Raw genomic sequence first — 19100 nt, forward strand, 5'->3', positions numbered from 1 at the left:
GCAAAAGACCCGCCGAACCGGAAGGTGCGGCGGGTCTTTTCAAAGGACGCTTCGATTTAATGCAGGATCTGGCTGAGGAACAGCTTTGTGCGTTCGTGCTGCGGATTGTCGAAGAACTCGGCCGGCGAATTCTGCTCGACGATCTGGCCCTGGTCCATGAAGATAACGCGGTTGGCGACCTGGCGGGCAAAGCCCATTTCATGCGTGACGCAGAGCATGGTCATGCCTTCCTCGGCAAGACCCACCATGGTGTCGAGCACTTCCTTGATCATTTCGGGATCGAGTGCCGAGGTCGGCTCGTCGAACAACATGATCTTCGGGTTCATGCACAGCGACCGGGCGATCGCCACGCGCTGCTGCTGGCCGCCGGAAAGCTGTCCCGGATATTTATTGGCCTGCTCCGGAATCTTGACCCGCTTCAGAAAATGCATGGCCACTTCCTCGGCCTGCTTCTTCGGCATCTTGCGCACCCAGATCGGCGCCAGTGTGCAGTTTTCGAGGATCGTCAGATGCGGGAAGAGGTTGAAGTGCTGGAACACCATGCCGACTTCGCGCCGCACCTCGTCGATCTTTTTCAGATCGTTGGTGAGTTCGGTGCCGTCGACGACGATCTTGCCTTTCTGATGCTCTTCAAGGCGGTTGATGCAGCGGATCATCGTTGACTTGCCCGAACCCGACGGGCCGGCAATGACGATGCGCTCGCCGCGCATGACCTTCAGGTTGATGTCGCGCAGCACGTGGAAATCGCCGTACCACTTGTTCATGTTGACGATCTCGACCGCCACTTCCGTTGCGGAAACGGTAAGCTTTTTCGCTGGAGCTTCAGCCATGACTATTTTCCCTCATTCTTATCGTTGTAGCGTTCTTATCGTTTGTGGCCGGTATCGAGATGGCGTTCCATGAAACCTGAATAGCGCGACATGCCGAAGCAGAACAGCCAGAAGATGAAGCCCGCGAAGATCAGGCCCGTGATCGGCGTGACGGCGCTTGCCCAGTTGGCATCGGAGAAGTTCAGCTTGACGATGCCAAGCAGATCGAACATGCCGATAATGGTGACCAGCGACGTGTCCTTGAACGTTCCGATGAAGGTGTTCACGATGCTCGGGATGACCAGCTTGATGGCCTGCGGCATGATGATCAGCCGGGTCTTCTGCCAATAGCCGAGGCCGAGCGAATCGGCGCCTTCGAACTGTCCCTTCGGGATCGCCTGAAGGCCGCCGCGGATCACTTCAGCCATATAGGCCGACGTGAAGATCGACACACCGATCAGCGCCCGCAGCAGTTTGTCCACGTTCCAGCCTGTGGGAAGGAAGAGCGGCAGCATGACACTTGCCATGAACAGAACGGTGATCAGCGGAACGCCTCGAATGACCTCGATGAAGGTAACGCAGAGCATCCGGATGACCGGCATCTTCGAGCGGCGTCCCAGCGCAAGCAGAATGCCGACGGGTAGGGAGACGGCAATACCGACAAAGGACAGCACGAGCGTCACCATCAACCCGCCCCAGAGCGGAGTCTCCACCACTTCGAGGCCAAAGCCGCCGTGAAGAAGCCAGAAGGCGATGACCGGCAGGACGGCGAAGAGAAGAATGGCGTTCAGGCCCTTGCGCGGCGCCGACGGGATCAACATCGGAACCAGCAGCAGAATGAACAGGATCCCGACGATCGCCGGCCTCCAACGCTCACCGAGCGGATAGCGGCCGAAGATGAACTGATCGTACTTGGCGCTGATGAAAGCCCAGCATGCGCCACTCCAGCCGTCCGGCTGGATGCCGCCCTGGATCGTCGTCGCGCAGAATGTGCGGTCCGGCCCGGACCATACGGCCTGGATGAACAGCCAGTTGACGAGATGCGGCACGGCCCATGTGATCAGCGCAAGAGCCAGGATCGTGAGGATCACGTCCTTCGGAGTTGCCAGGAGATTGCGACGTATCCAGGCGACGGCTCCCCTCTCGCCGGGGGGCGGCGGTTCGGCGGCTAGGATGGACGTTCTGACGAAGGGTTTATCGGCGACCGACATCTTATCTCTCCACCAGTGCCATCTTGGCATTGAACCAATTCATGAACAGCGACGTGAGAATACTCAAGCTGAGATAGACGATACCCCAGATGCAGACGATCTCGATCGCTTGACCGCTCTGATTGAGGATCGTGCCACCGACGGCAACGAGATCCGAGAAACCGATCGCGATGGCGAGCGAGGAGTTCTTGGTCAGGTTCAGGTACTGGCTCGTCAGCGGCGGGATAATGATGCGCAGCGCCTGCGGCACCACGACAAGTCTCGTCACGCTCGACGGATGCAGCCCCAGCGCGCCGGCGGCCTCGGATTGTCCCTTTGCAACGCCGCGAATGCCGCCACGAACGATCTCGGCGATGAACGAGGCGGTATAGAAGGACAGAGCGAGAAACAGCGACATGAATTCGGGGCCGACGACGGAGCCGCCCGTGAGGTTGAATTTTCCGGCAACCGGAACGTCGAAGGTGAGCGGAAAGCCAGAGACAACGAAGACCAGCAATGGCAAGCCGACGATCAGCGCGATCGCAGTCCATACGGTGTGGAACGGCTGGCCGGTTGCGGCTTGGCGTTTGTGGGCCCAGCGCGCGATGATGATGGTCGCGACAATCGCAATCAGCAGGGCGATGCCGACCGCTATCATGCCTGTCTCGAAGATTGGCTTCGGGAAGGCTAGTCCTCTATTGTTGAGGTACATGCTGAACGGCAGCCCCACCGACTCGCGCGGCTGCGGCAAGACGGAGAGAACGCCGAGATACCAGAAAAAGATGACGAGCAGCGGCGGAATGTTGCGGAAAACCTCGACATAGACCGTGCAGAGCTTGGCAATCAGCCAATTGCGCGACAGCCGGCCGATCCCGATCAGGAAGCCGATGATGGTCGCCGTGAAAATACCGGTCACCGCCACCAGCAAGGTATTCAGAATGCCGACGACAAGTGCGCGCGCATAAGTCGAGTCACTTGAAAAGCCGATCAGCGACTGGCCGATTTCGAAACCGGCGCGACCGCGAAGAAAGCCGAAACCCGATGCCGTATTGCTGCGGGCAAGGTTCACGGCCGTGTTGTGGGCCACCCACCACACAAAGCCCACGAGAATAACAATTGTTAGAACCTGGAAAAATATGCTCCGGTATTTCGGGTCGTACATTGCCGACCGGAAACTCCAGCCGGTGCCATGCAAAGGTGTCGTATCCACAGCCTCATGCGTCATGCCGCGCCAATCCCCTTGTGCCCGTTTTCGGGCTTTCTTTTTGCTTTTTGGAAGATGGGAGGGCGGCTTGGCCGCCTTCCCGGGATTTCATGTCAAAGCTCGATTAACGAACCGGCGGTGCGTACTGGATGCCGCCCTTGTTCCAGAGAGCATTCAAGCCGCGTGCGATCTTGAGCGGGCTACCCTGGCCGATGTTGCGCTCGAAGATTTCGCCATAATTGCCGACGCCCTTGATGACGTTGGCGGCCCAATCATTGGTCAGGCCGAGATCAGTACCAATCTTGGTGTCGGTCTCGCTGCCGAGGAAGCGCTTGATATCCGGGTTCGGCGAGTTTTTCATCTCGTCGACATTTGCCTGGGTGATGCCGAACTCTTCGGCATTGATCAGCGCATAAGCTGTCCAGGAAACGATATCGAACCACTGATCATCACCCTGACGGACGGCCGGGCCAAGCGGCTCCTTGGAGATGATCTCGGGAAGGATGACGTGTTCGTCGGGATTTTTCAGCGTCAGACGCAACGAATAGAGACCGGATTGGTCGGTCGTGTAAACGTCGCAACGACCGGCGTCGTAGGCCGCGTTGACCTCAGGAAGATTTTCGAAGACGACCGGATTGTACTGCAGATTGTTCGTCTTGAAGTAATCGGCGAGGTTCAGCTCCGTGGTCGTGCCCGACTGTACGCAGATTGCGGCGCCGGAGAGTTCGAGAGCCGACTTCACATTCAGGCCCTTGCGAACCATGAACCCCTGGCCGTCATAATAGGTGACAGGACGGAAGTTGAAGCCGAGTGCGGTGTCGCGATTGATCGTCCAGGTCGTATTGCGCGAGAGGACGTCGATTTCGCCGGACTGCAGAGCGGTGAAGCGTTCCTTCGCATTTGTCGGCGTGTACTTGACCTTGGTGGGGTCGCCGAACACGGCCGAAGCGACGGCCTTGCAGAAGTCGACGTCGAAGCCGGCCCAATTGCCGGAAGCGTCAGGTGCGGCAAAGCCGGTAAGGCCGGTATTGACGCCGCACTGAACGAAACCCTTTGCCTTGACGTCTGAGAGAGTGGTGGCGGAGGCAGCCGAGGCGCCAACTGCCAAAACTGCTGCGCCGATGGCGGCGGACAGGAGCTTATTTTTCATTTTCCCAACCTTTTCCGTTGTCTTATCTTTTCTTGTGGAGAGTGCGTGCCGACAATCCGTGCCGCCTCCCCATTTGTCTCGACACCCTCCCGGCGCGAGTGACCCTATCACAGTCGCAAATGTCACTATGGTCAAGTGTCGCGCCTAATAATTGCGGCGAAATGCAACATTTTGGCAGATAGCGCTGCATTCATGGGCGGTTGGCTAGGAAATAGGCGTCCAGTTGCGGAAAAATAACGCGAAAAACGAAATTTCCATCATTTCGGACCGTCGCCTGCAACCGATCTTCAAGGGGTTGACCCGAAACGGCCGGGCGTCCAAAAGTCAGGTTTCGCGACCCCTCGCAAAGGCTATTCCCGACATGAAAGACAAAGACAGCTTGCTACAGAATGCCGGCATCAACACCCGCCTGACCCATATTGGCAACGATCCTTTCGACTATCACGGCTTCATCAATCCGCCGGTCGTGCATGCCTCGACGGTGTTGTTTCCGAACGCCCGGGCGATGGAGACGCGCACGCAGAAATACACCTACGGAACGCGCGGCACCCCGACGACGGATGCGCTCTGCGAGGCGATCGACGCACTCGAAGGCTCGGCCGGAACGATCCTCGTGCCCTCGGGCCTTGCGGCCGTCACCATTCCGTTCCTAGGTTTCGTCGCGGTCGGCGATCATGCGCTGGTGGTCGACTCGGTCTATGGCCCGACGCGCCATTTCTGCGACACGATGCTGAAGCGCCTCGGCGTCGAGGTGGAATATTACGATCCGGCGATCGGCGCCGGCATCGAGACGCTGTTCCGGCCGAACACGAAGCTCGTTCACACCGAGGCTCCCGGCTCCAACACCTTCGAGATGCAGGATATTCCGGCGATCTCGGCGGTCGCGCACCGCCACGGCGCCGTCGTCATGATGGATAATACCTGGGCGACGCCGCTCTATTTCAGGCCGCTCGATCACGGCGTCGACATCTCGATCCATGCATCGACGAAATATCCGTCCGGCCATTCCGACATCCTGCTCGGAACGGTTTCGGCCAATGCCGAGCACTGGGAGCGGCTGAAGGAGGCAAACGGCGTGCTCGGCATCTGCGGCGCACCCGATGATGCCTATCAGATTCTGCGCGGATTGCGCACCATGGGCCTGCGCCTCGAGCGGCATTATGAAAGCGCGCTTGATATTGCGGAATGGCTGCAGGGCAGGGAGGATGTCGCCCGCGTGCTGCATCCGGCTCTGCCGAGTTTTCCCTCTCATCATCTCTGGAAGCGCGATTTCAAAGGCGCCAGCGGCATCTTTTCCTTCGTGCTGGCCGCCGACGGCCCCGAGAAATCAAGAGCAAAGGCGCATGCCTTCCTCGACGCCCTCAGGATTTTCGGTCTCGGCTATTCCTGGGGTGGCTTTGAAAGCCTCGCTCTGCATGCCTATCTCAACGATCGCAAGGTCGCCAAGGCGCCCACGGATGGTCCGGTCATCCGCCTGCAGATCGGCATCGAGGACGTGGTCGATCTGAAGGCCGATATCGAACGGGGTTTTGCGGCGGCAAGCGCGGTCTGATCAGACAAGCTTTGTCGTCGCTTGTGAAACCTCAAGGCAGATCTGCAGCCCGATAGCCGTAGATCCAGTCGAGATCGGCCGCCAGGCTTAGCGGCGGCTTGAGGCCGAGCACGAGATCGCGGCCGATCCGGATCGGCCCTTTCGCATGATAGGCGAACCGGTTGAAGGCGCCGCGCTGGCGAAGTCTCGCAATGCGTGGCGCCCGATGCCTTTCGAAGCGTGCCAGCGCTTCCGCCATGGGGCTATTCGAAAGAAACGCCGCCAGTTCGTAGGCGTCTTCGATCGCCATCGCCGCTCCCTGTCCGGCAAAAGGCATCATCGCGTGGGCGGCGTCGCCGATCAGCACCGTCTTTCGGCCGTCCTGCCACGTGCCTGATGTGGTTTCGAACAGCGGCCAGAACGTTAGCTTATTCTGTCTGTCGAGCAGCGAGACGATTGCGGCATTCCAGCCGGAAAGGCGTGCCCGCAGCTCGGCGCGCTGTTCGGCCGTCGGCTCGCTTTGCCAGGCCTGCGGCGCGGTATTGCCGGCGGTGATCGCCACCATGTTGAAGCTGCCGCTTTCTCTGAGCGGATAGCAGACGAGGTGCGCCGAGCCGCCGAGAAAAGCCGAAACGCTTGCCCTATCGAGGAAACCGGGCGCCTCATTTTCGGCAATGGTGAAGCGGTAGGCGATATTGCCGGAAAAGCGCGGCGAGGGGCTGCCCGAAATGGATTGCCGGAGCTTCGACCAGACGCCGTCGGCGCCGATCACGACATCGGCCGCCCGCTCGAAAGGCGGTAGGGTCGCATCGATCCGCACGCCAAGGTGAAGCCGGCAGCGCGGATCGGCCGTAACCGCTGCCAAAAGGGCTTTCTGCAGCGTAGTGCGGTGCAGAACGCCATAGGGAGCGCCCCAGCGTTCCCGCGCGAATTTGCCTGCCGGCACGGCCGCGAGCTGGCGGAGCGACCCGCCCGATATCAGCCGGATCGCGTCCGGCTCGAGCCAGACCTTTGACAGTCCTTCAAGGATGCCGAGTTCGGCAAGGATGCGGGAGGCGTTCGGCGAAACCTGCAACCCGGCGCCGATGTCGGTGAGTTCGCCCGCCTGCTCGAAGATCTCCGAACTGATGCCCCGGCGCGAAAGCGCAAGGGCAGCTGTCAGCCCTGATATCCCGGCGCCGATGATGGCGGCATGTTCGACCGGCATTGTCGGTCCGATCCGAATCTGGACTGACTACGCCGCCTTCACGTGGAAAACGCAACCGGCCGGATTGGTCTGGCTGGGCTTGAGCGCGGAATTGAAGCGATAGAGTGTCGAGCAGTAGGAACAGACCTTCTCGTTGTCGTCGCCCATGTCGATGAAGATATGCGGATGATCGAAGGGAGCCGAAGCGCCGGTGCACATGAATTCCTTGACGCCGACTTCGATAACGCGGTGACCGCCGTCGTTCTGGAAGTGAGGAATGTTGTGGCCGGCCATGTCGCTCTCCGAATGCTTTGAAATGTGCGCGAACCTTATAAGCCTTCGCCGCAAATGTGTAGAGCCAAAGCACTACGCCAGGCACAGTTTTTGGCTTCACGATGAAAGGCCGCTCGATTATGGTCGCGCCAAAAAGGAAGGCCAGATGAACCTGAATACACCCACATTTTCAAGCTTCACCCATGACGGATTGCAGCTCGCCTTCTTCGATGAGGGCGATCCGGCCGGTGTGCCGGTGTTGTTGATCCACGGCTTTGCCTCGACCGCAAACGTCAACTGGGTGCATCCGGGCTGGTTGAAGACGCTTGGCGATGCCGGCTACCGGGTGATCGCTATGGACAATCGCGGCCACGGGGCAAGCGACAAGCCGCACGATGCCGAAGCCTATCGCCCATGGGTCATGGCCGGCGATGCGATCGCGCTGCTCGACCATCTCGGCATCCCCGAAGCCCATGTCATGGGCTATTCGATGGGCGCGCGCATTTCCGTCTTTGCCGCGCTTGCCAATCCGCATCGCGTCCGTTCGCTGGTGCTCGGCGGCCTCGGCATCGGCATGACCGACGGCGTCGGCGACTGGGACCCGATTGCCGATGCGCTGCTGGCGCCCTCGCTGGACGCGGTGACGCATGCCCGAGGCCGCATGTTCCGCGCCTTCGCCGAGCAGACCAAGAGCGACCGGGTCGCTCTTGCCGATTGCATCCGCGGCTCGCGCGATCTCGTCGCCCGCTCCGATATGGCCAAGCTCGACATGCCGACGCTGATCGGCGTCGGCACCAAGGATGATATCGCCGGCTCGCCGCAGGAATTGGCGGCGCTGATGCAAAATGCCGAAGCGCTCGATATTCCGGGCCGCGATCATATGCTCGCCGTCGGCGACAGGGTTTTCAAGCAGGCGGTGCTGGCCTTCTATGCAAGGGTCGCCCATTGCTGACAACATCGTGATGCCGAAAAACCATGCTAAAAAACCATGGCGACGGCACCCATTTATGTTATTGCCGTTTTCCTCTATATATTGGCATTCCGAAAACGGCATTCCGGCTGGCAGCGAGGAGAGCGGCGATGGTCGCAAAGACTGACATTCGTGCTTTTGACACAGGCCATCCGCTGAAGGTGATGGATCCCATCTGGGACAGCCTGCGCGAGGAAGCCCGGCTCGCCGCCGAACGGGACCCGGTTCTCGCCGCCTTCCTCTATTCGACCGTGATCAACTACCATTCGCTCGAGGAATGCGTCATCCACCGCATCTGCGAACGTCTCGATCACCCCGACATGCAGGCGAACCTGCTTCGCCAGACCTTCGAAGAAATGCTCCTCGACTGGCCGGACTGGAGCTCCATCCTGCGCGTCGATATCCAGGCGATCTATGACCGCGATCCCGCCTGCCTGCGCTTCATGGAGGCGGTGCTTTATTTCAAGGGCTTCCATGCGCTGCAGACGCATCGTCTCGCCCATTGGCTGCTGAACCGCGGCCGGCGTGATTTTGCGCTCTATCTGCAGAGCCGCTCCTCCAGCGTCTTCCAGACCGACATCAACCCGGCCGCCCGTATCGGCAAGGGCATCTTCCTGGATCATGCCACCGGCCTCGTCGTCGGCGAGACGGCCGTCATCGGCGACAACGTCTCGATCCTGCACGGCGTCACACTCGGCGGCACCGGCAAGGAGGGCGCCGACCGCCATCCAAAGATCGGCTCCGGCGTCATGATCGGCGCCGGTGCCAAGATCCTCGGCAATATCGAGATCGGCTATTGCTCACGCGTCGCCGCCGGCTCCGTCGTATTGAAGGCGGTGCCGCCCAAAAAGACAGTCGCGGGTGTGCCGGCCAAGGTCGTCGGCGAGGCCGGTTGTTCCGAGCCGTCGCGCAACATGGACCAGGTGATCGGCGCCGACATCTGAGCGCCCGTTGGAAACAAGGATAGGAAAAGTCGGCGGGATCCGAGCGGGGAGAGCCATGAGCAAACGGCAACCTTGCCTTTACACCGCTGCATTTCCTGTGCAAGAAGCGGCCAACCAAGACCGCTTACGGAGATGACAGAGTGAAGCCAGAAGAAATCAAGAAGCTCGACGCCTATTTCAAGCGCATGTTCAACCCGCAGATGATCGTCAAGGCGCGTCCGCGCAAGGATGATTCTGCGGAAGTCTATCTCGGCGAAGAATTTCTGGGTGTCGTCTATATCGATGACGAGGACGGCGACCGCTCCTACAACTTTTCGATGGCGATCCTCGACGTCGATCTCTGATCGCGTTCGAAAGCTTCAAAAGGACCGAACGGCGCGATCCGTTCGGTCCTTTTTTCGTTTTTTCGATTCGCAACGAGAATTTATTCAAAACTTCCGGTTGCGGCATTCTGATATATTTTAGCAAAATCAATTAAAGACGTACGTGCCCCGGCGCGCTGCCTTTGTTATCTTTTTGTAATGCAACCGTTGGATGTTTTGCAACGCACAAGACTACTTGACTATTTGTGCATTGCAGCTACCCTGCGGCCACCAACAGCCCAACGGAGGATGGCTCATGTTCAACTTTGAAGACGCCAACAAGAAGAGCAAGGAAGCCGTCGACACGGCCCTGAAGACCTATACCGACACGTCCAAGGGCTTTCAGGCAATCGCCACCGAAGCCACTGAATATTCGAAGAAATCTTTTCAGGACGCGGTGACGCATTTCGAGACGCTGGCCGGCGTCAAGAGCTTCGAGGCTGCCTTCGAGCTGCAGACGAGCTACGTCAAGGCGTATTTTGAAGGCTTTGTCTCCGAGACGACGAAGCTCAGTGAGATGTATGCCGATCTCGCCAAATCAGCCTACAAGCCCTATGAGGCACCGATCGCCGCTGCGGTCGTCAAGACCGCCAAGTCGGTGTCGGCGGCGACGCCTGCTGCTGCTTGAACTGATTTCAAAGGCGCAACCTGCGCTACATATTGAAAAATGAAGACCGGCTACGCATCTGTAGCCGGTCTTTTTGTTTCCACTTTCGCTGCAGCGCCCGCATGGGATCGACCGGGGACTTTTTTGGTCTTTCCCGTGCATGCCGGCCATTTCTTGATTGCAGTGTCTGACAGGGGGCTTAAAATCAGCCTATTATGAACTAAGTTAGTGTTTCAGATATTCGGCGGGAAAAGCACCCTCCCATGCTCCGCTGGATTGCTTGAGGAATGAATGACAATGATCGCAAAGCCGATCCGGATGCAGAACGACAGCGAAAGGAACGGGGACAACGCAAATCGAACCTCGGTCATCACGCGCACCAAGCCGAAGACCAAGAAGCCCAATCTTTATCGTGTGCTGCTTTTGAATGACGACTACACTCCCATGGAATTCGTCATTCATATTCTGGAGCGTTTTTTTCAGAAGGATCGTGAAAGTGCCACCCGCATCATGCTCCATGTCCATAACCACGGCGTCGGCGAATGCGGAATATTCACATACGAGGTAGCGGAAACGAAGGTCAGCCAGGTGATGGACTTCGCCCGGCAGCACCAGCATCCGCTGCAATGCGTCATGGAAAAGAAGTGAGGATCTGAACGTGCCAACATTTTCGCCTAGTTTAGAGAAGGCGCTCCATCAGGCACTGACCTTTGCCAACGAGCGGCACCACGAATATGCGACGCTCGAGCATCTGCTGCTCGCCCTGATCGACGATGCCGATGCGGCCGCGGTCATGGGTGCCTGCAATGTCGATCTCGACGCGCTGCGCAAGACGCTCGTCGAATATGTCGACAACGAACTTTCCAACCTGATCACCGGTTATGACGAGGATTCGAAGCCGACCTCCGGCTTCCAGCGCGTCATCCAGCGTGCCGTCATCCACGTGCAATCGTCCGGCCGCGAAGAGGTGACCGGCGCCAACGTGCTCGTCGCGATCTTCGCCGAGCGCGAAAGCCACGCCGCTTATTTCCTGCAGGAGCAGGAGATGACCCGCTACGATGCCGTCAACTACATCTCTCACGGCATCGGCAAGCGGCCGGGCGCTTCGGATGTGCGTCCCCCGCGCGGTGCTGAGGACGAAGCCGAAAGCAGCAAGCCGACGGCGCGCGGCGGCGAGGAAGAAGGCGGCCCGAAGAAGCAGCAGGATGCGCTCAAGGCCTATTGCGTCAATCTCAACGAGAAGGCCAAGGGCGGCAAGATCGATCCGCTGATCGGCCGTCACGCCGAGGTCAGCCGCACAATCCAGATCCTGTGCCGCCGTTCGAAGAACAATCCGCTCTATGTCGGTGATCCCGGCGTCGGCAAGACGGCGATCGCCGAAGGCCTTGCTAAGCGCATCGTCGAAGGCAAGGTTCCGGAAGCACTCGCCGATGCGACGATCTTCTCGCTCGACATGGGCACGCTCTTGGCCGGCACGCGCTACCGTGGCGACTTCGAAGAGCGCCTGAAGCAGGTCGTTAAGGAACTGGAAGAATATCCGGGCGCCGTGCTCTTCATCGACGAGATCCACACGGTGATCGGCGCCGGCGCCACTTCGGGCGGCGCGATGGATGCATCGAACCTGCTGAAGCCGGCCCTGTCATCGGGCGCGATTCGCTGCATCGGTTCGACCACCTATAAGGAATACCGCCAGTTCTTCGAGAAAGACCGGGCGCTGGTCCGTCGTTTCCAGAAGATCGACGTCAGCGAGCCGTCGATCGAAGATGCGATCGAGATCATGAAGGGCTTGAAGCCCTATTTCGAAGAGTATCACCACCTGCGTTATTCGAACGACGCCATCAAGTCGGCCGTCGAATTGTCGGCCCGCTACATCTCCGACCGCAAACTGCCCGACAAGGCGATCGACGTGATCGACGAAACCGGTGCGGCGCAGATGCTGCTGCCGCCGTCCAAGCGCCGCAAGCTGATCACCGAAAAGGAGATCGAGGCAACGGTCGCGACGATGGCGCGCATTCCGCCGAAGACCGTCTCCAAGGACGATGAAGCCGTGCTTGCCAATCTCGAGAAGGAACTGCGCTCGGTCGTCTACGGCCAGGATATCGCCATCGAAGCGCTTTCGACCTCGATCAAGCTGGCGCGCGCCGGTCTTCGTGAGCCGAACAAGCCGATCGGCGCCTATGTCTTCTCCGGTCCGACCGGCGTCGGCAAGACCGAGGTGGCAAAGCAGCTGGCATCGTCGCTCGGCGTCGAACTTCTGCGCTTCGACATGTCGGAATATATGGAGCGGCACACGGTTTCGCGTCTGCTCGGCGCGCCTCCCGGCTATGTCGGCTTCGACCAGGGCGGCCTTCTCACCGATGGCGTCGATCAGCACCCGCATTGCGTGGTTCTGCTCGACGAAATCGAGAAGGCGCATCCCGACATCTACAATATCCTGCTGCAGGTCATGGACCACGGCACGCTGACCGACCACAACGGCAAGAAGATCGACTTCCGCAACGTCATCCTGATCATGACGACCAATGCGGGTGCATCCGAAATGGCCAAGGCGGCGATCGGCTTCGGCTCGTCCAAGCGCACCGGCGAGGACGAGGAGGCGCTCACCCGCCTGTTCACGCCGGAATTCCGCAACCGTCTCGACGCGATCATTCCTTTCGCGGCGTTGCCGACGGCCGTCATCCACAAGGTCGTGCAGAAGTTCATCATGCAGCTGGAGGCCCAGCTTTCCGAAAGGAACGTCACCTTCGACCTGCACGAGGATGCAATCGCCTGGCTGGCGGAAAAGGGTTACGACGAGAAGATGGGCGCCCGCCCGCTTGCTCGCGTCATTCAGGATACGATCAAGAAGCCGCTCGCCAACGAAATCCTCTTCGGCAAGCTGAAGAAGGGCGGCGTCGTCAACGTCACTGTCGGCCCGAAGGAAGACGGCAAGCCCGGCATCGTGCTCGAAGCCATTTCGGAAACGGCGCCGATCAAGCCGAAGCCCGAAGCCGAGGTCGTGCATCCCGAAGGCGATGATGGGGATGACGGCGAGCTGAAGACCAAGGCGGCCCGCAAGACCCGCGCCAAAGCAGTGCCGCAGGCCGAGCCCGAGGTTCGCGACGCCCCGAAGAAGGGAAGCGCGGTTCCGAAGGTTCCACGCAAGAAGTAAGATACCGTCACCGAATTGGAAAAGGCCGCGTCACTGCGGCCTTTTTCGTTTTCGGATCTGCATGCGCCCTTTTCAGAGCCTGGTGTAGTCGATCTCGAGAAAATCGGCGACCTCGGGCACCCAGCGGTCGCGCACGAAGGCGACATGCAGGGGATGGAGGTTGTACGTGTCGTAGCCAGCCTGATCGTCGAATTCCATCGAAAAGCCGAAGGCAAAAGCATTCTTTGGACTCGTCTGCCGAAGCTGCTCGAAATTCCGCACGCTCGGAATCTTGGCAAGCACCAGCGCGTCGGCGAGAAACGAGGCTTCTTCAGCCGAGCCGGCTTCGTGCTTCAGGCGGAACGCGACAGTATGGCGGATCATGATCTTGTTCCAAATGATTGTCTGGATTGAATTCTTTGAAATCGACGGGTGTTGACCTTACGCCAGCGCTGCCCTGATCTTTTCGGCATTGGCGGCGAGCACGGCACCGTCCTCCATCTTGCCGGAATGCGGCTTCAGCGCCGCGCCCTCATGCCGCGGGATGACGTGGAAATGCAGATGGAACACCGTTTGCCCGGCCGCCGGTTCGTTGAACTGGGCGATGAACACGCCATCGGCTTCGAAGACGTCGTTCACCGCATTGGCGATCTTCTGGACGACAGTAATTGCGTGGGTGAGGGTGGCTGGATCGGCATCGAGGAGATTGCGGGACGGCGCCTTGGGAAGGACGAGCACATGGCCCGGCGCCTGCGGCATCACATCCATGAAGGCGACGGTATGCTCGTCCTCGTAAACACGGTGCGAGGGGATTTCGCCGCGGAGGATCTTGGCGAATATGTTGTTGTCGTCATAGGCGGCCGGGCTGGTCATCACGAAATCTCCTCAATTCATGGTTGATCGGGTAACGCGGCCGGTGCGGCGGCGTCAATCCTCCTGCAGGCGCTCGCCCTTGCGGAAAGGACTGTGTTCGGTCAGCAGTTCGCTCATCTGTTCGACATCGGCGCGCTCTCGCGCGAGATAGTCGCCGATCGCCCGGCGAAGGCCGGCATGCGCGACATAATGGGCGGAATGCGTCGTCACCGGCAGGTAACCGCGGGCAAGCTTGTGTTCGCCCTGCGCGCCAGCCTCGACCCGTTTCAACCCTTTCGAAAGGGCGAAGTCGATCGCCTGGTGATAGCAGACCTCGAAATGCAGGAAGGGATGATCCTCGATGCAGCCCCAGTGACGGCCGTAGAGCGTGTCGCCACCGATGAAGTTGATCGCGCCGGCGACATAGCGCCCGTCGCGCTTGGCCATGACGAGCAGGATGTCGTCGGCCATGCGTTCGCCGATCAACGAATAGAACTTACGGGTGAGGTAGGGCCGGCCCCACTTGCGCCCGCCGGTATCCGTGTAAAACTTGAAGAACTGGTCCCAGATACGTTCCGTCAGGTCGCGGCCGGTCAGCCAGTCGATGCTGATACCGTTTTCGAGTGCGGCGCGGCGCTCCTTGCGCAACGCCTTGCGTTTGCGCGAGGCGAGCGTTTCGAGAAACTCCTCGTGATTGGCATAGCCGTCGTTGATGAAATGGAACTGCTGGTCGGTGCGGTGCAGATAGCCGTCCATCTCGAAGACGCCGATCTCTTCGTCCGGCACGAAGGTGATATGGGCCGAAGAGATGCCGAGCCGGCGCACCACCTCCTTCAGGCCTTCGGCGATCGCGCCCTGGATCGGCAGCCGCTGCAGCCCCTCGGCGACAAGAAGACGCGGGCCTGTCGCCGGGGTGAACGGGATCGAGCACTGAAGTTTGGGGTAATAACGCCCGCCGGCCCGCTCGAAGGCGTCGGCCCAGCCATGGTCGAAGACATATTCGCCCTGGCTGTGGTTCTTGAGATAGCCGGGCAGGGCGCCGATTAACTCGCCGCGCCCGGTCTCAAGCAGCAGATGGTGGCCGAGCCATCCGGTCTCGGCGTCGGCCGAGCCGGATTCCTCCAGCGACGATAAAAAGGCGTGCGAAACGAAAGGGTTGTAGGCAATCGTATCACAGGTTTTCGACGCCCCGGAAAGCTTGGACCAGCTCTCCGGGGAAATCGCGGTGAAGGAGCGTTCTACGCGAATGGATAATTCATCAGTCATGGGACAAATGCGAAACCTGTGGGAGGGTAGTCTCGGCTCTGCCTTACAGCGCTGCGAGTCTTTCAGACGCGCAAAGGACGCTGTAACACTTTGAGCTCCTGCATAATTTTATCCTGAAATCGATCCGACTTAAGGAATTATGCAGTAGTCTGCGCATGATCTTGGCCAAAAAGCGAGCGTCAAGCAGCCACACGCGGATCGAAGCCTTCGAAGGTCATCTGGTCTGCGTTTGCAAATGTAAGCCGGCGCGCCTCTTCGTCACGCACCGTCCAGGTGATGACAGGAATGCCCTTTTCGCGTTCGCTGGTGATAAAGGGGTTCGGCAGGTCGCCATAGTGATAAGAGATGAAATCGAGACCGATCTCCATCGCCTTCGCATGTGTCTTGAACGCCTCCGGCGTGTTGCCGTCGGCCGTCAGCCCGAGCGGGTAGGGTGAGCCAAGCGCCCTCAGATCGCGCAGCAGCCAGTGGTCAAAACTCATCAGCGCCACCTTGCCCTCATAGCCTTCGAGCACCTCGAGAACAGCTTCGGCGAAACCTTCGTCGTCGGCCTCGCGCCCCTTGAGCTCCAGCACCAGCGGCACCTTGCCCTCGACGAGGTCGAGGAGTTGGCGCAACGTCGGCACCTTGTCGCTGGTGCCGCCAACGGCGATCAGTCCGAGTTCCCGAGAGGTGCGCTCGCGGATGTCGCCGTGGAGGTTGCACAGGCGCTGCAGATCCTCGTCGTGAAATATGACCGGCACGCCGTCGGAGGCGTAATGCAGGTCGCATTCGATCGCAAAGCCCGCTTCGACGGCGCGCGAGAAAGCCGAAAGCGTGTTTTCCCAGACCTGCGTGTTGAGGTCGTGATAGCCGCGATGGGCAACCGGCAGGTCCCTGATCCAGCCAACATTGGTCATTCTGCGATTTCCATGATAGCGTCTATCTCGACGGCGGCATTCAGCGGCAGGGCCGCCATGCCAACGGCGGCACGCGCATGTTTGCCGGCTTCGCCAAGCACGCTGGCAATCAGGTTCGAAGCGCCGTTGATGACGAGATGCTGCTCGACGAAGTCGGGCGCCGAGGCGACGAAGCCGTTCAGCTTGATGACGCGCCGGATACGGCCGAGTTCGCCGCCAAGTGCCGCCTTCGCCTGGGCAAGGATGTTGATGGCGCAGAGTTCGGCGCCGCGCTGGCCCGTTGCTACGTCGACGGTCTTGCCGAGATGGCCCGAGACAGTGACCTTGCCGCCTTCGAGCGGCAGCTGACCGGAGATGTAGAGAAGATTGCCGCTGATGACATAGGGAACGTAATTTGCAGCAGGTGCTGCAGCTTCGGGCAGGGTTATCCCCATCTCAATCAGGCGCGCTGCAATTTCATCGGACATTTTCGTCTCCGCTTTTGTTGTCAATTCTTCAAAAATTATGCATCAAGACTAGAATCTTTAATATGACAGTTTCGAGCCTCGATTTGGCCGAAAGCGTTCTTATAACATCGCGACCGAGTCCAACAGGAGTTAATGAATGTTCCGATCGAGTCTTGTCGCTCTGCTTTTCGCCAGCGTTTCCGCCAATGCATGGGCGGCTGCGCCCGCGGTTAGCGCTGCGATCGCGACCGGCCTCGTCGCCCATCGCGCGGTCTACGATCTGGAACTGAAGGACGCTTCGGACCGCTCCGGCATCGCCGCCATGTACGGTCGCATGGTCTATGAATTCGACGGCAGCTATTGCCAGGGCTTCACCACCAACTTCCGCTTCGTGACGCAGATCGACACCGGCGACAGCGTGCGTGTCAGCGACCAGCAGACGAAGACCTTCGAGAACCTGAAGGACGGCAAGTTCACCTTCGACACCAAATCCTTCACCGACGAGCAGCTCGATAAAGAGGTCAACGGTGCGGCTCAGGACCAGCCTGATGGTGTCAAGGTAGATCTCAAGCAGCCGGCGAGCCGCGAGCTGCAGCTTTTAGAAAGCCGCTTTCCCACGGAACATATGCTCGATGTGATCCAGCACGCCAAGGACGGCAAGCGCTTCTTCGAGGCGCGCGTCTTCGACGGTTCCGATGACGGTGACAAATCGCTGGCGACGACTACGATCGTCGGCAAGCAGGAGACACCGATCGCCGAGGAAGCCGATGCCGGCAATGCCGGCGCCTTCTCCAAGACGGCCTTCTGGCCGGTGACGATCGCCTATTTCAACGAGAGTGCGAAATCGGATGCTTTGCCGGTCTACCGCATGTCCTTCAAGCTCTATGAGAACGGCATCACCCGCGACCTGACGATGGATTACGGCGATTTCGTCCTGACCGGCAAGCTCGCCAAGCTGGAGTTGCTCGACCGCAAGGCCGAGGTTTGCAAGTAGGCCTCGTTGCCTTCCGCAGCCCCTGAGACTGATATTCATCCTGTCGATGTTGCTGCCGACGCTGGCAGGCTGAGTGCGGCATTCCAAGGGCAGGCAGTCGCCTTTGTCTCTTTTATTGAGATCCACGCGCCGTGGCCGGTGCGTGAGCCAGGTTTTTTCGGCATAAGCCTTGCTTTTGCGCCAAATCGAATGTATGGGCACCCGCATTCCACACGTAAGGCATGGGATCGTCCGGGAGAAATCCGGACTGTTCCGCCCGGTGGCATTCTCGAAGAGGATGCTGTTCGCCTTGCGGAGGTTCAACCGGAAAAGGAGTAACAAGGCATGGCATTGCCTGATTTTTCTATGCGTCAGCTTCTTGAAGCAGGCGTCCACTTCGGCCACCAGACGCATCGCTGGAACCCGAAGATGAAGCCGTACATCTTCGGCGATCGCAACAACATTCACATCATCGATCTGGCCCAGACCGTTCCGATGCTGTCGCGCGCCCTTCAGGTCGTCAGCGACACCGTTGCCCGCGGCGGCCGTGTTCTCTTCGTCGGCACCAAGCGCCAGGCGTCTGAGATCATTGCCGACAGCGCCAAGCGCTCGGCCCAGTACTACGTCAACTCGCGCTGGCTCGGCGGCATGATGACGAACTGGAAGACCATCTCCAACTCGATCCAGCGTCTGCGCAAGCTCGACGAGATCCTGAACGGCGAAGCCCAGGGCTTCACCAAGAAGGAACGCCTGAACCTCGAGCGCGAACGTGAGAAGCTGGACAAGGCTCTTGGCGGTATCCGCGATATGGGCGGCACGCCCGACCTGATGTTCATCATCGACACCAACAAGGAAAAGATCGCGATCGACGAAGCCAAGCGCCTCGGCATCCCGGTTGTCGCCATCATCGATTCGAACTGCGATCCGGACCTGATCGACTATCCGATCCCGGGTAACGACGACGCATCGCGCGCCATCGCTCTTTACTGCGAGCTTATCTCCCGCGCCGCCATCGACGGCATCGCGCGTCAGCAGGGCTCTTCCGGCCGCGATCTCGGCGCATCCTCCGAAGTTCCGGTCGAGCCGGCTCTCGAGGAAGCAGCCGAAGGCTGATGAAAGCGGGCGGATCGAAAAGGTCCGCCAATGCTTACAGAGACTGGGAAAGGCCGCTCGCGACTCATCGAAGTTCGGCGGCCTTGCCTGTTTCAAGGGGAGGGCGTCAGGCTCTCCGTCCGATAAGTTTCGTTATGACGCGTCTTCATCACGCTGTCATACATACAGGTACATTTCGTGCCTCAATCCGGTGCC

At 59.6% G+C, this 19100-nt stretch carries 20 protein-coding genes; 9 read left to right on the plus strand and 11 right to left on the minus strand.

Annotated features, from left to right (window positions below; all coding sequences use genetic code 11):
- Positions 1–56: 56 nt before the first annotated feature.
- The 4 genes from AC244Q_RS08610 to AC244Q_RS08625 form a co-directional block, all read right to left on the minus strand.
- Entirely contained in the window at positions 57–830 is a 774-nt protein-coding gene (locus AC244Q_RS08610; protein ID WP_012757299.1) for an amino acid ABC transporter ATP-binding protein, read from the minus strand.
- A gap of 35 nt (positions 831–865) precedes the next feature.
- Positions 866–2020 (minus strand): amino acid ABC transporter permease, encoded by a 1155-nt coding sequence (locus tag AC244Q_RS08615; protein ID WP_017993971.1) that lies wholly within the window; start codon positions 2018–2020, stop codon positions 866–868.
- 1 nt (position 2021) lies between these two features.
- Entirely contained in the window at positions 2022–3224 is a 1203-nt protein-coding gene (locus AC244Q_RS08620; RefSeq protein WP_017993972.1) for an amino acid ABC transporter permease, read from the minus strand.
- A gap of 103 nt (positions 3225–3327) precedes the next feature.
- The gene (locus tag AC244Q_RS08625) at positions 3328–4353 is read right to left on the minus strand and encodes an amino acid ABC transporter substrate-binding protein (protein ID WP_003559026.1); all 1026 of its coding nucleotides are present in this window, start codon (positions 4351–4353) and stop codon (positions 3328–3330) included.
- A gap of 361 nt (positions 4354–4714) precedes the next feature.
- On the opposite strand from AC244Q_RS08625, the gene AC244Q_RS08630 reads away from it, so the two are divergent.
- Positions 4715–5905 (plus strand): cystathionine beta-lyase, encoded by a 1191-nt coding sequence (locus AC244Q_RS08630; RefSeq protein WP_026157341.1) that lies wholly within the window; start codon positions 4715–4717, stop codon positions 5903–5905.
- A gap of 31 nt (positions 5906–5936) precedes the next feature.
- Here the strand turns inward: AC244Q_RS08630 and AC244Q_RS08635 are convergent, their stop codons facing one another.
- Both AC244Q_RS08635 and AC244Q_RS08640 read right to left on the minus strand, forming a co-directional pair.
- A complete protein-coding gene (locus tag AC244Q_RS08635) occupies positions 5937–7091 on the minus strand; it encodes an FAD-dependent monooxygenase (RefSeq protein ID WP_113546021.1) in 1155 nt (384 codons plus the stop codon).
- A gap of 27 nt (positions 7092–7118) precedes the next feature.
- A complete protein-coding gene (locus tag AC244Q_RS08640) occupies positions 7119–7364 on the minus strand; it encodes a zinc-finger domain-containing protein (protein WP_003539274.1) in 246 nt (81 codons plus the stop codon).
- Between the two features lie 145 nt (positions 7365–7509).
- On the opposite strand from AC244Q_RS08640, the gene AC244Q_RS08645 reads away from it, so the two are divergent.
- The 6 genes from AC244Q_RS08645 (at position 7510) to clpA (ending at position 13377) form a co-directional block, all read left to right on the plus strand.
- Positions 7510–8295 carry an alpha/beta fold hydrolase gene (locus tag AC244Q_RS08645; RefSeq protein ID WP_113546028.1) on the plus strand — a complete coding sequence of 262 codons (786 nt, stop codon included), beginning with the start codon at positions 7510–7512 and terminating at the stop codon, positions 8293–8295.
- A gap of 128 nt (positions 8296–8423) precedes the next feature.
- Entirely contained in the window at positions 8424–9257 is an 834-nt protein-coding gene (gene cysE, locus AC244Q_RS08650) for a serine O-acetyltransferase (protein WP_003539276.1), read from the plus strand.
- Between the two features lie 140 nt (positions 9258–9397).
- Positions 9398–9601 (plus strand): DUF3126 family protein, encoded by a 204-nt coding sequence (locus AC244Q_RS08655; RefSeq protein WP_003539277.1) that lies wholly within the window; start codon positions 9398–9400, stop codon positions 9599–9601.
- A gap of 274 nt (positions 9602–9875) precedes the next feature.
- The gene (locus tag AC244Q_RS08660) at positions 9876–10247 is read left to right on the plus strand and encodes a phasin family protein (RefSeq protein ID WP_012757305.1); all 372 of its coding nucleotides are present in this window, start codon (positions 9876–9878) and stop codon (positions 10245–10247) included.
- A gap of 276 nt (positions 10248–10523) precedes the next feature.
- Positions 10524–10874, plus strand: a complete 351-nt coding sequence (clpS, locus tag AC244Q_RS08665; protein ID WP_017988219.1) for an ATP-dependent Clp protease adapter ClpS — start codon at positions 10524–10526, stop codon at positions 10872–10874.
- A 10-nt stretch (positions 10875–10884) separates the two neighbouring features.
- Entirely contained in the window at positions 10885–13377 is a 2493-nt protein-coding gene (gene clpA / locus AC244Q_RS08670) for an ATP-dependent Clp protease ATP-binding subunit ClpA (protein WP_017993976.1), read from the plus strand.
- Positions 13378–13449: 72 nt separating this feature from the next.
- Here clpA and AC244Q_RS08675 read toward each other — a convergent pair whose 3' ends face one another.
- The 5 genes from AC244Q_RS08675 to AC244Q_RS08695 form a co-directional block, all read right to left on the minus strand.
- On the minus strand, positions 13450–13740 hold the full coding sequence (locus AC244Q_RS08675; protein WP_113546020.1) for a Dabb family protein: 291 nt from the start codon (positions 13738–13740) through the stop codon (positions 13450–13452).
- 57 nt (positions 13741–13797) lie between these two features.
- Complete coding sequence (locus AC244Q_RS08680) at positions 13798–14229, minus strand: HIT family protein (RefSeq protein WP_113546019.1); 432 nt, start codon at positions 14227–14229, stop codon at positions 13798–13800.
- Positions 14230–14283: 54 nt separating this feature from the next.
- Positions 14284–15474, minus strand: a complete 1191-nt coding sequence (locus tag AC244Q_RS08685) for a GNAT family N-acetyltransferase (protein WP_017993979.1) — start codon at positions 15472–15474, stop codon at positions 14284–14286.
- A 179-nt stretch (positions 15475–15653) separates the two neighbouring features.
- Complete coding sequence (locus AC244Q_RS08690; RefSeq protein WP_017993980.1) at positions 15654–16373, minus strand: glycerophosphodiester phosphodiesterase; 720 nt, start codon at positions 16371–16373, stop codon at positions 15654–15656.
- Positions 16370–16840, minus strand: a complete 471-nt coding sequence (locus AC244Q_RS08695) for a RidA family protein (RefSeq protein WP_113546018.1) — start codon at positions 16838–16840, stop codon at positions 16370–16372. Before AC244Q_RS08695 ends, AC244Q_RS08690 begins: the two co-directional genes overlap by 4 nt.
- A 136-nt stretch (positions 16841–16976) precedes the next feature.
- Between AC244Q_RS08695 and AC244Q_RS08700 the strand changes: the two genes are divergently transcribed.
- Both AC244Q_RS08700 and rpsB read left to right on the plus strand, forming a co-directional pair.
- Positions 16977–17813 (plus strand): cell envelope integrity EipB family protein, encoded by an 837-nt coding sequence (locus tag AC244Q_RS08700; protein ID WP_012757312.1) that lies wholly within the window; start codon positions 16977–16979, stop codon positions 17811–17813.
- A gap of 324 nt (positions 17814–18137) precedes the next feature.
- Positions 18138–18905: a 30S ribosomal protein S2 gene (gene rpsB, locus AC244Q_RS08705; protein ID WP_003539287.1), complete on the plus strand. Its 768-nt coding sequence runs from the start codon at positions 18138–18140 to the stop codon at positions 18903–18905.
- The last annotated feature ends 195 nt before the right edge of the window (positions 18906–19100 follow it).

It is taken from the genome of Rhizobium sp. CB2179, from assembly GCF_057653455.1.

What these genes read in the sequence shown, in the direction of transcription:
- AC244Q_RS08700 (WP_012757312.1), top strand. Translation starts at nt 16,977, where the DNA reads ATGTTCCGATCGAGTCTTGTCGCTCTGCTTTTCGCCAGCGTTTCCGCC.
- AC244Q_RS08680 (WP_113546019.1), bottom strand. Translation starts at nt 14,229, where the DNA reads ATGACCAGCCCGGCCGCCTATGACGACAACAACATATTCGCCAAGATC.
- AC244Q_RS08615 (WP_017993971.1), bottom strand. Translation starts at nt 2,020, where the DNA reads ATGTCGGTCGCCGATAAACCCTTCGTCAGAACGTCCATCCTAGCCGCC.
- AC244Q_RS08635 (WP_113546021.1), bottom strand. Translation starts at nt 7,091, where the DNA reads ATGCCGGTCGAACATGCCGCCATCATCGGCGCCGGGATATCAGGGCTG.
- AC244Q_RS08685 (WP_017993979.1), bottom strand. Translation starts at nt 15,474, where the DNA reads ATGACTGATGAATTATCCATTCGCGTAGAACGCTCCTTCACCGCGATT.
- AC244Q_RS08690 (WP_017993980.1), bottom strand. Translation starts at nt 16,373, where the DNA reads ATGACCAATGTTGGCTGGATCAGGGACCTGCCGGTTGCCCATCGCGGC.
- AC244Q_RS08620 (WP_017993972.1), bottom strand. Translation starts at nt 3,224, where the DNA reads ATGACGCATGAGGCTGTGGATACGACACCTTTGCATGGCACCGGCTGG.
- AC244Q_RS08625 (WP_003559026.1), bottom strand. Translation starts at nt 4,353, where the DNA reads ATGAAAAATAAGCTCCTGTCCGCCGCCATCGGCGCAGCAGTTTTGGCA.
- AC244Q_RS08695 (WP_113546018.1), bottom strand. Translation starts at nt 16,840, where the DNA reads ATGTCCGATGAAATTGCAGCGCGCCTGATTGAGATGGGGATAACCCTG.
- rpsB (WP_003539287.1), top strand. Translation starts at nt 18,138, where the DNA reads ATGGCATTGCCTGATTTTTCTATGCGTCAGCTTCTTGAAGCAGGCGTC.
- clpS (WP_017988219.1), top strand. Translation starts at nt 10,524, where the DNA reads ATGATCGCAAAGCCGATCCGGATGCAGAACGACAGCGAAAGGAACGGG.
- cysE (WP_003539276.1), top strand. Translation starts at nt 8,424, where the DNA reads ATGGTCGCAAAGACTGACATTCGTGCTTTTGACACAGGCCATCCGCTG.
- AC244Q_RS08610 (WP_012757299.1), bottom strand. Translation starts at nt 830, where the DNA reads ATGGCTGAAGCTCCAGCGAAAAAGCTTACCGTTTCCGCAACGGAAGTG.
- AC244Q_RS08675 (WP_113546020.1), bottom strand. Translation starts at nt 13,740, where the DNA reads ATGATCCGCCATACTGTCGCGTTCCGCCTGAAGCACGAAGCCGGCTCG.
- AC244Q_RS08630 (WP_026157341.1), top strand. Translation starts at nt 4,715, where the DNA reads ATGAAAGACAAAGACAGCTTGCTACAGAATGCCGGCATCAACACCCGC.
- AC244Q_RS08640 (WP_003539274.1), bottom strand. Translation starts at nt 7,364, where the DNA reads ATGGCCGGCCACAACATTCCTCACTTCCAGAACGACGGCGGTCACCGC.
- AC244Q_RS08645 (WP_113546028.1), top strand. Translation starts at nt 7,510, where the DNA reads ATGAACCTGAATACACCCACATTTTCAAGCTTCACCCATGACGGATTG.
- AC244Q_RS08660 (WP_012757305.1), top strand. Translation starts at nt 9,876, where the DNA reads ATGTTCAACTTTGAAGACGCCAACAAGAAGAGCAAGGAAGCCGTCGAC.